Annotated in this window: 8 protein-coding genes; 3 read left to right on the forward strand and 5 right to left on the reverse strand. The window is 33.4% G+C overall.

Annotated elements, in window-relative coordinates:
- Positions 1–305 precede the first annotated feature (305 nt).
- The 3 genes from thrC to thrA all read right to left on the reverse strand — a co-directional run bounded on the left by thrC (position 306) and on the right by thrA (position 5,131).
- Positions 306–1,595: a threonine synthase gene (gene thrC, locus ACNQGB_RS13065; RefSeq protein ID WP_417944337.1), complete on the reverse strand. Its 1,290-nt coding sequence runs from the start codon at positions 1,593–1,595 to the stop codon at positions 306–308.
- 75 nt (positions 1,596–1,670) lie between these two features.
- Positions 1,671–2,591, reverse strand: coding sequence for a homoserine kinase (locus ACNQGB_RS13070; RefSeq protein ID WP_417944336.1), 921 nt, complete (start codon positions 2,589–2,591; stop codon positions 1,671–1,673).
- Positions 2,592–2,683: 92 nt separating this feature from the next.
- Complete coding sequence (gene thrA / locus ACNQGB_RS13075) at positions 2,684–5,131, reverse strand: bifunctional aspartate kinase/homoserine dehydrogenase I (RefSeq protein ID WP_417944335.1); 2,448 nt, start codon at positions 5,129–5,131, stop codon at positions 2,684–2,686.
- A gap of 715 nt (positions 5,132–5,846) precedes the next feature.
- Here thrA and hutH point away from each other — a divergent pair.
- The 3 genes from hutH to ACNQGB_RS13090 are packed head-to-tail and all read left to right on the forward strand — an operon-like array spanning position 5,847 to position 9,369.
- Positions 5,847–7,361 carry a histidine ammonia-lyase gene (gene hutH, locus ACNQGB_RS13080; RefSeq protein WP_417944334.1) on the forward strand — a complete coding sequence of 505 codons (1,515 nt, stop codon included), beginning with the start codon at positions 5,847–5,849 and terminating at the stop codon, positions 7,359–7,361.
- A gap of 49 nt (positions 7,362–7,410) precedes the next feature.
- Entirely contained in the window at positions 7,411–8,055 is a 645-nt protein-coding gene (locus tag ACNQGB_RS13085; protein WP_309758891.1) for a DUF47 domain-containing protein, read from the forward strand.
- A gap of 30 nt (positions 8,056–8,085) precedes the next feature.
- Positions 8,086–9,369 (forward strand): inorganic phosphate transporter, encoded by a 1,284-nt coding sequence (locus tag ACNQGB_RS13090; RefSeq protein WP_417944333.1) that lies wholly within the window; start codon positions 8,086–8,088, stop codon positions 9,367–9,369.
- A gap of 321 nt (positions 9,370–9,690) precedes the next feature.
- Here ACNQGB_RS13090 and rimK read toward each other — a convergent pair whose 3' ends face one another.
- Together rimK and ACNQGB_RS13100 are read right to left on the reverse strand one after the other, a co-directional pair.
- Entirely contained in the window at positions 9,691–11,073 is a 1,383-nt protein-coding gene (rimK, locus tag ACNQGB_RS13095; protein ID WP_417944332.1) for a 30S ribosomal protein S6--L-glutamate ligase, read from the reverse strand.
- Between the two features lie 134 nt (positions 11,074–11,207).
- Positions 11,208–13,754, reverse strand: coding sequence for an ATP-dependent Clp protease ATP-binding subunit (locus tag ACNQGB_RS13100; protein WP_417944331.1), 2,547 nt, complete (start codon positions 13,752–13,754; stop codon positions 11,208–11,210).
- Between the last annotated feature and the right edge of the window lie 249 nt (positions 13,755–14,003).

Genomic DNA, 14,003 nt, shown 5'->3' on the forward strand with positions numbered 1-14,003 from the left:
ATTTACGAACATAATAATCATTTCAAATCGTCACGCTCAAAAATGACTCTTAAAATACAGATTTACAATAATTTCAAAGAACTTGTTTTATTTTTTAGTGGACACTAGTGATTCATTTTATAAAAAAAAATGTTGGTAGTAATTGGATTTTTTTTGGAGCATATTATTTCGTTTTTTCATAGTGAGTTTGTCTATAATAGTATTGTTCTTTTGTATGTGTTCTCTGGTGTAAAAGGATGCTGTAACTATTCGGTTTCAAAGCACTTTTTTATTTTGGTAGTTATATTAAAAAAAAACAGAAAGCCTTACCTTAAAAACGTTTTCAATTCCTCGTATGATTTGATTTTTATACTTATTTTTTCTTTATTTATCACACTTTCTATTTGTTCTGGAATGGGCAGTTTTACATTCAAAGCGGGTTCTACTACATCCAGAAATTTAATTGGGTGAGCGGTTTCCAAGAAAATTCCAATTGCGTTTGGGTGATTTTCTAATTCCTTTTTCAATCCTAAATATCCAACTGCTCCGTGAGGTTCTGCAATATAACCATCTCTCTTGTAAATGGTTTTCATCGCTTCTAAAGTCTCTTCATCAGAGAAGGTAAAGGATGAAAAATCTTTTTTGAATTGTTCTAAATCATTTTGATATAGCTCTTGAATTCGAATAAAATTACTTGGATTTCCTACGTCCATAGCATTAGAAATGGTCGCTTTAGAAGGCTTTGGATTATAAACTCCGTTTTCTAAAAATCTAGGAACAGTATCATTCACATTTGTTGCTGCAACAAAATGCTCGATTGGCAGTCCTATTTTCTTGGCAATGATTCCAGCACAAACATTCCCAAAATTTCCACTCGGACACGAAAAAATTAATTTCTTATTTTCTTTTTTTAAGGCTTTGTAAGCAAAAAAAAAGTAAAACATTTGGGGTAACCAGCGTGCAATATTGATTGAGTTTGCAGAAGTTAAGTTTTTGTGTTTTAAACGTACGTCTAAAAATGCTTTTTTAACCATGTCTTGACAATCATCAAAAACGCCATCAACTTCTAGTGCTTTTATATTTTGTCCTAATGTAGTTAATTGTTTTTCCTGAATGTCACTTACCTTTTTGGATGGATAAAGAATAATAACTTCAACACCTTCAACAGCAAGAAAACCGCTTGCAACAGCGCCGCCTGTATCGCCAGAAGTAGCTACAAGAACTGTGTTTTTACTGTCTTTTATATTTGTATTAAAATATGCCAAACAACGTGACATGAATCGAGCGCCAACATCTTTGAATGCCATTGTAGGTCCATGAAATAATTCAAGTGCGTAAATTCCTTTTTCGATTTCTACTAAGGGAAAATCAAAACACAAGGTATCTTTGATTATTGTTCGTAATGTGATCTCAGGAATTTCATTACCTACAAATTGTTGAATCGCTTGATATGCAATTTCTTCGTTGCTTAAATTTTCGATAGTGTCAAAAAAAGTAGGTGCTAATGGGGTTATGGTTTCAGGAAAATACAATCCTCTATCAGATGCTAATCCTTGTATCACAGCTTCTTTGAAAGAAACTTGTGGGGCGTTATGGTTTAAACTATAGTATTTCATTGTTTATTAAGTTCTAAGTAATTAGTCTTTATTCTTGGCTTTTGCAACGGAGCATTAAGAACTAAGTACTCATTTTTAAATAATTCGTACTCCATCAGGATTTACTTTTGACACATGAATTTCATACGGTAAATTCATTTCATCATATACGGCGCTCATCGCTTTTGCAATTTTTTCTGCAGTTTCTTTTCCTTTACTCAATGCAAAAATAGAAGGACCCGAACCTGAAATTCCTGAACCCAAAGCACCATTTTCGTAGGCTGTTTTTTTTATTAAATCAAAGCCAGGAATCAACACGCTTCGCAACGGTTCTACAATTTCGTCATGCAAGGAACGTCCTATCAGCTCGTAATCTTTGGTATACAAACCAGCTATTAGTCCGCCCACATTTCCCCATTGAATAATAGCACTTTTCAATGAAATAGTTTGTTTTAACACCGATCTTGCATCCGAAGTTTTTAATTCAATTTGAGGATGAACCACCGTAGCATACAATTTTGAGGGGCTATCAATGCGAATAATATCTAACGGATTTGAACTTCGTACTAATGTAAATCCGCCCAAAAGAGCAGGAGCAACATTATCCGCATGAGCATTTCCACTAGCTAGTTTTTCGCCCTGCATGGCAAATAGAACCAATTCCTTTCGGGTAAATGGTCGTCCAAGTAATTCATTTATGCCAAAAACAGCTCCGGCGGAACTAGCAGCACTGCTTCCTATTCCGCTTCCCGCTTTGATGTGTTTGTAAATTTCAATTTCGAATCCAAATTCGGTTTCTACAGCTTCCAAAATTGCTAGAGCAGATACTCCAGCCACATTTTTTTCGGTTTCTAGCGGCAAGTCCGCACCCACAATTTTAGTAATTCGAATCCCTTTTTCAGCTGATTTCCTAATGATCATTTCGTCGCCAGCAGTTTCCAAACAAAGTCCCAAGACATCAAAACCACAAGAAAGATTTGCGATTGTAGCGGGGCAAAATATTTTTATTTCATTCATAAATTTTGGTTTCAGGTTTAAAGTTTCAGGTTTAAAGTTTTTGCCAGTTGTAGAACTTGAAACCTTAAAAAAATAAAACTTTTAACTATTTCTTAAATGTTTACAATTCTAATCACATCAGCAAATATACCTGAGGCCGTCACTGCAGCTCCTGCACCAGCGCCTTTTATCAACAAAGGCTGATCTACATAGCGATCTGTAAAAAACAGCACAATATTATCTTTACCTTCTAAATTGTAAAAAGGATGGTCTTTAGGAATGAATCGCAACCCAACATTTGCTTTTCCGTTTTCAAATTGTGCCACGTATTTTAATCGCGAATCTTTACTAAGTGCTTCTTTGTAAATAGATTCAAAGTGCTCTGCATGCTCTTGTAAAGACTCGAAAAAAGCTTCATTTGTAGTGGTTTCCAAGCATGCTGCGGGCATAAAAGATTCATTTTCAATTTCGTCAATTTCCATTTTGTAACCGCTTTCCCTAATCAGGATTAAAATCTTTCTAGCAACGTCAATTCCGCTCAAATCAATTTTCGGATCTGGCTCTGTAAATCCTTGTATACCAGCTTCTTTAACTACATCATGAAAAGTACTATTTTGCTCAAAATTATTAAAGATAAAATTTAAACTTCCAGATAAAACAGCCTGAATTTTATTGATTTTATCTCCAGAGGCAACTAGGTTTTTCACAGTATCAATAATTGGTAATCCGGCTCCTACATTCGTTTCAAATAGAAAAGGGGTATTGAATTGTCGGGATAGTTTTTTTAGTTTTTTATAGTTGTCGTATTCTGATGCACAAGCAATTTTATTACAGGTTACTACTGCAATATTTTGTTTTAAATAGTGTTCATAGGTTTTAGACACACTTTCATTTGCAGTAATATCTACAAAAATACTATTGCGTAAATTGAGTTGTTTTACATTGGATATAAACTGTTCTTTATCGGCAGGATCACCAGTTTCCAATAAGAAATGCCAGTTTTTTAATGAAATCCCATCTTCATCGAAATACATTTTTCGAGAATTGGACAATGCAATAACGCGGAGGTTTATTCGTAAGGTGTCTTTTAAAAATTTCTTTTGTTGGTGTATCTGTTCGATAAATTTTTCTCCCACATTTCCCACTCCCATCACAAAGAGATTCAATTGCTTGGTGTTTTTTTCGAAGAAGTTTTCATGTAAAGAATTCAATGCTTTTTTTACATCGCGTTCGTTTATAACTGCCGAAATATTTCTTTCGGAAGCACCTTGTGCAATCGCTCGAATATTTACATTGTTTTTCCCCAAAGTGCTAAACATTCTACCGCTCAACCCTTGATGATTTTTCATATTTTCTCCAACTAATGCTATGATGCACAGGTTTTTTTCGACAATACAAGGTTTTATTTTATTTTGTAAAATTTCAACTTCAAAGGCTTTGTTTATAGCAATTTCGGAAATGTCGGCATCTGAATTTAGAATTCCGATACAAATTGAATGTTCTGAGGAGGCTTGAGTAATAAAAACGACATTGACATTTTCTTGTGACAACACTTCAAAAAGTCTTTTGGAAGAACCAGCAACACCAATCATTCCTGGACCTTCCAGCGTAATCAAACTAATTTTATCAATATGACTAATTCCTTTCACAGGATTGGTAAAATCCATTTGTTGGTTGGAAATTAATGTTCCCTCGGCTTCTGGCTCGAATGTATTTTTGATAAGAATTGGAATATTTTTTTTTAAGACGGGTTGTATAGTTGGCGGATACAAAACTTTCGCACCAAAATGAGATAATTCCATTGCTTCCTGATACGAAATAAAGGCTATTGGATGTGCTTGTTTTACAATTTTAGGGTTGGCTGTATACATTCCGTTAACATCGGTCCAAATTTCTAAATCTATAGCATTCAAAGCTCCCGCGAGTATAGCAGCGGAATAATCAGATCCTCCGCGGCCTAAAGTAGTATTGATCCCGTCTAATGAGGCAGCAATAAATCCAGGCATAACGACCACTTGATTTTCATTCGAAGCAAAAAAATCAGTTATTAAAGCATTGGAAACATCAAAATTTACAATTGCTTTACCAAAATGGTTGTTGGTTTTAATAAGCTCTCGACTGTCTTTATAAATACTATTGTTCCCATTTTGTTTCAAAGCTTCGGCGATAATGAAAGCAGATAGTAATTCACCGAAACTCAAAATTGTATCTGAAGTTCTGGGTGATAATTCGCCTAAAAGATAGCAGCCATCCAATAAGGTCTCTAAATGGTTGATTATTCTTTTTACATGGCTCAAAAGACTGCTTTGTTCACTTATTGGTATAAGATCTTTTAATACGTCTAAATGCTTTTTCTCTAAATCGGTCAGAATTACTTTGAAGTTTTCGTCGCCAGCAGCTGCTTTTTGAGAAGCTAGTTGCAACAGATCAGTTACTTTACTCAACGCAGAAACTACAACAATTAATTTTTCATCTCTTGCTTTTTCATTTATAATTCTTAAAACCAACTTTATGTTTTCTGCATTGGCAACAGAGGTTCCGCCAAATTTTAATACTTTCATATCTAATAATTTATATTTTGTACCTGTAAAATCGCCAATTTTATCTTTTTCAACTTAGTTGTGATTTACTAGTGTTTAGTTTGTTTGTTTAGAAACGTAGTCTTTTATACACAGCCAATAAACTCTTTTTCTTTCGAAAAAAATAATAATAGAATTATATGTAGTGAGTTTACCCCAAAGGGGTAGTAGCAGTCGTTGTTGAAAATGAAAAAGCAAAGCCAACCCAAATTTGAGTTGTTATCGAAGTCTGATATGTTGCTTTGTGGTGTGTCATTTATATATTCAAAAGTACTGTTTTTTATAAAACACAGCGCGACTCAAATTGTTTTTGCGAATATTTGAAAATAAGAGGTATCTGCTGATAATTGTTGATTATTGTTTCATTTATTAGGTACTCAAAAAAGCTATTCGTAATTTTTATTGAATTCTTTAATTTATTTCCAAAAGTTTATTGCTACTTAATGCAAAAGGATTGATGCAATTATTTTTATTATGATAGCGAACTGCTGAAAGTATCCCCATTACTATTTTATAAATGAAATAGGATAAGCAAGTTACTAAGATCAAAAGTGTTTTGAGAATACTTTTGATCCGCATTAGAAAAAGTAAAAAACAATAATTTTTTGTTTTGTTTAACTTTAAAATTAAAATAGGAGAAATAAATGTTGTGTAGTTATAAAGATTTATTCAATTTTACTTACTTAAAACTAACAAAATGGACAATACGCATTACATTAGTACTGAATTGCTTAGCTTAGAAATACTGCAGGAAATTGTTTTACATCATAAATTACTGGCGCTATCAGAAGAAGCAAAAGTTAATATTCAAAAATGTCGTGAGTATTTAGACAAAAAAATGGCATTACAATCGGAGCCTATTTATGGAATAAACACTGGTTTTGGATCTCTTTGTAATGTTAAAATATCAAATGAAAATTTATCAAAATTACAAGAAAATTTAGTTAAATCACATTCTTGTGGTACCGGTGGAGAAGTACCAATTGAAATTGTAAAGTTGATGTTGTTACTTAAAATACAATCCTTGAGTTACGGGCATTCGGGCATTCAATTACAAACAGTAGAGCGATTGATAGCCTTTTATAATAATAATATTTTCCCTGTAATTTATGAACAAGGTTCACTAGGAGCTTCGGGAGATTTGGCTCCATTGGCACATTTATCGTTGCCTTTATTGGGCGAAGGTGAAGTTTATTTTGAAGGTAAAAAAGTGCATTCGAGTGTTGTTTTGAAACATTTTGATTGGCAACCGATTGTTTTACAATCAAAAGAAGGATTGGCTTTACTGAACGGAACACAATTTATGAGTGCTTATGGAGCCCATATTTTAATGAAGGTAAATAAGTTTTCTTATTTAGCAGATTTAATAGGAACTATTTCATTGGAAGCTTTTGATGGTCGTATAGAACCTTTCCATGAATTAATTCATTTTATTCGACCTCACAAAGGACAAATAATTACTGCGAATCGTATTAAAGGATTCTTAGAAGGAAGTGAGATTATCAAGCAGCCAAAAAAACATGTTCAAGATCCGTATTCTTTCCGCTGTATGCCACAAGTACATGGCGCTTCAAAAGATGCAATTGACTATGTGAAAAAAGTATTTAAAACTGAAATTAATTCGGTGACCGACAATCCAAATATTTTTATTGAAAGTGACCAAATCATTTCTGGTGGTAATTTTCATGGACAACCTTTGGCATTGGCCCTAGATTTTATGGCAATCGCTTTAGCAGAATTAGGAAGTATTTCTGAACGAAGAACGTATCAGTTAATTTCAGGAACGAGAAATCTTCCCGCATTTTTGGTTGATAATCCAGGACTTAATTCAGGCTTGATGATTCCACAATATACCGCAGCGAGTATTGCAAGTCAGAACAAGCAGTTAGCAACACCAGCTAGCATAGATAGTATTGTTTCAAGTAACGGGCAAGAAGATCATGTAAGCATGGGTGCAAATGCCGCTACTAAAGCTTTACGTGTTTTAGATAATTTAGAACGAATTCTTGCCATAGAATTATTAAATGCTTCACAAGCTATAGAATACAGACGTCCTTTATTATCTAGTAACTTCATTGAGTTGTTTTTATACGCGTATCGAGAGGAAGTACCGTTGATAAAAGAAGACAGGATTTTACATTATGACATTGAAAATACAGTTTCATTCTTGAATACTTTTCAAATAGAAAATAATTTGTTAACAATGGCTTAACATTAGCGATTAATAATGAAGTAATTTTGCCAAACTAAATTTTAATGAAATGAACATAAATAATTTTTTCCAATTTTTGGTTCCTAAAGACAAAAAGTTTTTCCCTCTTTTTGAAGAAGCTTCTAGTAATTTAATAGAAATTGCTACAAATTTGCATGAAGCCGTAAACCTTCCTTTAAAAGAACGCGAAGTTCTTTTTCAGAAAATTGATGTTTTAGAACAAAAAGGAGAGGATATTACCCGTCAAACAAACCTTGAGTTGAGTAGAAATTTTATCACACCATTTGATAGAGAGGATATTTATTCATTAATTACTTCAATTGATAATGTTGCTGGAAATCTTCATGGTGCAGCAAGTAGAATGCGTTTGTACCAAGTAGATAAAATTACCAAATCAATCAGAAAATTAACTGAAATTAATCTCGAAGCCTGTCAAAATATTGATGTTGCTATCAGAGAATTGAGAGATTTGAAAAAAATGAAGAATATTACTGATGCTTGTCTTCGAATTAATAAACTAGAAAATAAATCAGACAACGTTTATGATAAAGCGGTTCTTGATTTATTCGAAAATGAAACGGATGCAAAAAATATAATCAAATACAAGGAAGTATTATCAGTTTTGGAAACTGCAACGGATAAATGTAAAAGTGTAGCTGGTGTTTTAGAATCTATTTCTGTAAAACATTCTTAATTCAATCCGTTTTATTCTGAAATTAAAAATATGGAATTTACTCTACTTATAGTTATTATAGTTTTGGCATTAATTTTTGATTACATCAATGGTTTTCATGATGCTGCCAATGCTATAGCAACAGTTGTTGCTACCAAAGTATTATCCCCTTTTCAGGCTGTTGTTTGGGCAGCATTTTTTAACTTTTTGGCTTACTGGGTTTTTGGTTTTGGTGTAGCTGATACTGTTGCAAAAACTGCTAATACCATGGATATAAACCTAATTGTGATTTTAGCAGGTGTAATAGCAGCTATTATTTGGAATTTATTTACGTGGTGGCAAGGAATTCCTTCAAGTTCTTCTCATACATTGATAGGTGGATTTGCAGGGGCAGCCATTGCTCATGCTGGTTTTGGCGTAGTTTCTTGGTACAAAGCAGGAAAAGATGGTGGTATGCCTTCGGGAGTTTTAATCATCGTTGCCTTTATTATTTTGGCACCTTTATTGGGAGCTTTGATATCTTATTTAATGTCTATTTGGTTGCTTAATGCCTCTAAGAAAAGTATTTATCCAAAGATTTTCACCGCTTTGTTAATGGTATTAACAGTTTGGTTTGTAGAATCACAAATGGTTTATTTTGATCAAATTGAAAAACCTCGTTTTGATTCTCATTTTTGGAGTGTTGCTTTTGAGACACACAATATAAAATGGTTTTTAGTTGCTTTTATAGTTTTGTCAATTAGTACTTTTTGTTTGATATTTAGTAGTTTAAATTTAAATCAGGCGACTGCTTGGTTAAAGAAAATGCAATTACTATCATCTGCAGCTTTTAGTTTAGGTCACGGAGGAAATGATTCCCAAAAAGTAATGGGTATTATCGCAGCAGCTGTGGCAGTTTATATCAACACTAGCGGTGTTGCTCAAGAATCGCTGCCATCTTGGTTGGATGTTGTATTACCAAATGATGAAGGTGCTTTTAAAATGCCCGCTTGGATTCCTTTAGCGTGTTATTCTGCCATTGCTGCAGGAACTTTAAGTGGAGGATGGAAAATCGTGAAAACGATGGGTTCAAAAATCACAAAAGTAACATCTTTTGAAGGTGTTGCTGCTGAAACAGCAGGAGCTTTAACCTTATATTTTACAGAACATTTTAAAGTTCCTGTAAGTACAACACATACAATCACGGGATCAATCATTGGAGTTGGTCTTACTAAAAGAGTCTCTGCAGTACGTTGGGGAATGACCGTAAGTTTGTTATGGGCTTGGGTTTTAACTATTCCAATATCCGCAATTCTTGCAGCAATCTTGTACTACATTTTCAGTATTTTTATATAACGAAGTGAATTATTTACAAAAAAAACCATTCTTAACGGAATGGTTTTTTTGTGAATTTCATATACGTTTCTTTAAATTTCAGAATATGATTTGTTTTATGCGAAATGTTTAATTGTATTAAAAATTTCAGTTTTCATCATTTAAAGCTTAAAATCTGGATTCATTTTGTTTGAATTTATCAATGTAAATTGAGTTTGATTCGAACAATAATAAATTATCTGTTTTTTAATAGGAGGAAATTATACATTGAATTCGATGTTCATTTTTTTAGGTGTATTTCATTTATTTTTAATATTGTAGATGCTAAATGATGGCATGATGTTATTTTAGATCCGCTTTTTGCTTGAAATGTTTTTCAATTGCTTTGATCATTTCACCTGCAATATCCTTGTTTGTAGCGCCTTCAATTCCCTCTAAACCCGGAGATGAGTTTACTTCAAGCAATAAAGGACCTTTTGAGGAACGAATAATATCTACACCAGCTACTTTAAGATCCATTGCTTTAGTTGCTTTAATAGCTATTCTTTTTTCTTCAGCGGTAACTTTTATTATAGATGCTGTTCCTCCAAGATGAATATTGGCTCGAAATTCACCTGGCATTGCTTCCCTTTGAATAGCGGCAACTACTTTTCCGTCTATAACAAAACAACGAATGTCTTTTCCATTGGCTTCTTTGATAAATTCTTGCACCAATATATTAGCATTTAAACTTTTGAAGGCGTTGATAACACTCTCTGCTGCTTTTTTGGTCTCCGCTAAAACTACCCCTTTTCCTTGTGTTCCTTCTAGTAATTTTACGATCAACGGGGAACCTCCAACCATTTTTATCAAATCATCGGTATCCAAAGGTGAATTGGCAAATCCAGTAGTGGGAATTTCTACGCCATGATTTAATAGTAATTGCAAGGAGTATAATTTATCACGTGATTGTGTAATAGCGTTTGAAGAGTTCAGGCAATACACTTTTAAGGCCTCAAATTGTCTAGTTAGTGCACAACCGTAAAAAGTAATACTAGGTCTGATTCTAGGAATAACAGCATCAAATTGATTTAATATTTTTCCACCGCGATAATGAATTTCAGGTGTTTTTGCATCGAGTTTCATATAACATTCTTTGATGTTCAAAAAGTGCATTTCATGACCACGCATTTCGCCTGCCTCCATGATGCGCTTGTTGCTATACAATTCTGGATTGCTGGCCAAAAGTCCAATGCGTAAACCAGAACTTGCTTTTTCAGAATTTTTATATAATTCTTTCAAAGTGTCAGTGCTAGGCTGTCCCAAAAGATATTTTTGTTCTGGATCTACTAGCACTCTTCCGCTCATCGCTTCACGACCTAGTAGCATTCTAAAACCCATAGAATCTCGATTGGTCAATGTCATTTCAATTGGCCATTTTGAACTTCCTATTTGAAGATTTGTTTGTATAACATAGCGTTGTTCTCTAAAACCACTTGAACTTTTAACAATCCGTTTGTCAATTAAAGGAGCTTCGCAATGAATTACCGTTTTTAGATTATTCTGTATCGGGTTAATGTCAAATTTCACCCAGTTGCTGTCGTTTTTTATAAACGGGGCAATGTTTATAGCGTGTAAAGCAGATGTTTTTGCACCCGAATCAACTCTTGCTTTTATTGTAGGAATTCCTATTTCTGGAAAAGAACACCATTCTTCACTACCTAGAATAACTTTATTGTCTGACATAAATTGATATTTTTAACCTTTTTTAAAATCAAATGTAAATATTTGTTTTCAAAAAAAGGATGTTTATTGTAAATAATAAACCCGTTATGTTATAAAAACGTAACGGGCTTATTGAATTGTTTTAAGGAGTAAATTTAAAGATTTGTAGCCTCTCCAGCTTTGTGAATTTGAACGGTGAGTTCTTGTGAACCCTCTTCTATATCCATAAATATTTCATCACCTGAAGTGATTTTAGAAGTTATGATTTCCTCAGCTAATGTATCTTCAACATACTTTTGAATCGCTCTTTTTAAAGGCCTTGCGCCAAATTGTTTATCAAAACCTTTCTCAGCAATAAATGCTTTTGCTTTATCAGAAAGATTTAATTGATATCCTAATTCAGCTACGCGTGCAAATAATTTTTTCAATTCAATTTCGATAATTAAATCAATATCATGTTTTTCTAGGGCATTGAATACAATTACATCATCAATTCGATTCAAGAATTCAGGTGCAAAAGTTTTCTTTAAAGCATTTTCTATAATGCTTTTCGAATTATCATCAGCCTGAGCCACTTTGGCAGCGGTTCCAAAACCTACACCTTGCCCAAAATCTTTCAGTTGTCTGGCTCCCACATTTGAAGTCATGATGATAATTGTATTCTTGAAATCAATTTTGCGTCCTAAGCTGTCTGTCAAATATCCGTCATCTAAAACTTGTAATAACATATTAAAAACATCAGGGTGCGCTTTTTCAATTTCATCAAGAAGTACCACACAATATGGTTTTCTTCTTACTTTTTCAGTAAGCTGACCACCTTCTTCATATCCAACATAACCCGGAGGTGCTCCAACTAATCGTGAAATGGCAAATTTTTCCATGTATTCACTCATGTCAATACGAATCAAGGCATCTTCAGAATCAAATAATTCTTTCGCTAATACTTTCGCCAATTGGGTTTTACCTACGCCAGTTTGTCCTAAGAAAATAAAAGAACCAATTGGACGATTCGGATCTTTTAATCCGGCACGATTTCTTTGGATAGAGCGCGCAATTTTCATCACCGCTTCTCTCTGTCCAATAACTTTTCCTTCAATAAGTTCAGGTAATTTTGCTAATTTGTTGCTTTCAGTTTGTGCAATTCGATTTACTGGAATACCACTCATCATAGAAACTACATCAGCAACATTATCTTCAGTAACTTCTATTCTGTTGTTTTTAGCATCTTCTTCCCACTGTTCTTGAGCAATAGCTAAATCTTTTTCAATACGTTTTTCATCGTCTCGAAGTTTAGCAGCTTCTTCGTATTTTTGTTTTTTTACAACAACATTCTTCAGTTCTCGAACATCTTCTAATTGACGTTCTAAATCTAAAATTTGTTTGGGTACTTCAATATTAGTGATGTGAACTCTAGAACCTGCCTCGTCCAAAGCATCAATAGCTTTGTCTGGTAAAAAGCGTTCAGACATGTATCTATCCGTTAATTTAACACAGGCTTCAATAGCTTCTTGTGTGTAAGTAACATTGTGATGGTCTTCGTATTTATTTTTAATATTATTCAAAATGGTAATTGTTTCCGATACCGTAGTTGGCTCTACGATTATTTTTTGAAAACGTCTTTCCAGAGCTCCATCTTTTTCTATGTATTGTCTGTATTCGTCTAATGTTGTTGCGCCAATACATTGAATTTCTCCACGAGCTAATGCTGGTTTAAACATATTCGAAGCATCAAGCGAACCAGTGGCACCACCAGCGCCAACAATGGTGTGAATTTCATCTATAAAAAGAATGATGTCATCATTTTTCTCTAGTTCGTTCATGACAGCTTTCATGCGCTCTTCAAATTGTCCTCGGTATTTTGTACCCGCAACTAAACTCGCTAAATCAAGCGTTACAACACGTTTATTGAATAAAGTACGTGATACTTTTTTCTGAATAATTCGTAACGCTAAACCTTCGGCAATAGCAGATTTACCTACACCTGGTTCCCCTATAAGTAAAGGATTGTTCTTTTTTCGACGGCTCAAAATTTGCGAAACGCGTTCAATTTCCTTTTCACGTCCCACCACCGGATCTAATTTTCCTTCTTCAGCCATTTCGGTTAAATCTCTTCCAAAATTATCTAAAACTGGAGTTTTTGATTTTTTGTTGGACTTATTTGCTGGATTGTTAAAGCTACTTTCTTTCAGACTGTCATCTTGTCCTGAATCGTCATTATACGATTCATTTCTTGGCAAATTTTCTATAAAATCTTCTTCGTTTGGAGTCATGTTTAGATATTGTTCTTTGGCTATATCGTAATCAATTTTTAATTTATTCAATAGCTTGGTTGTTGGATCGTTTTCATTTCTTAAAATACACAACAATAAATGTGCTGTGCTAATCGAGGTACTTTGAAATACTTTTGCTTCCAAAAAAGTAGTTTTTAAGGCTCGTTCTGCTTGGCGTGTCAAGTGTAAGTTTTTTTTCTCAACATTTACTTCTAAACTGGGACTCGCAGGGCTTAGGATTTCTACTTTTCTACGTAAATGTTCTAAATCAACATCAAGGTTATTCAATATTTGAATCGCTTTGCCGTTTCCGTCTCTTAAAATACCTAACATTAAGTGCTCTGTTCCTATAAAATCATGCCCCAATCGCAATGCTTCTTCTTTGCTGTAAGTAATAACGTCTTTTACTCTTGGTGAAAAATTATCATCCATAATATATATTTGATATCGTAAATTTAGTGAATTAGTGATAGAAAAACAAAAACCATTCCTATTCGAAGTGCTGTCAGCTAAGTGACAAAAATAATCATGATATTAAAGTTAAATTTACCTTAAATTATTAACTTAAATCGAGGAATAATTTGTTGATAAATCATTTAAATAAGTGTTTTAAAATTGGTTTAAAAATTTCAAAAAGGCGTATATTGGCACGTTTTGAAACTAATATAATTATTTAATATA

It is taken from the genome of Flavobacterium frigidum (assembly GCF_048286795.2).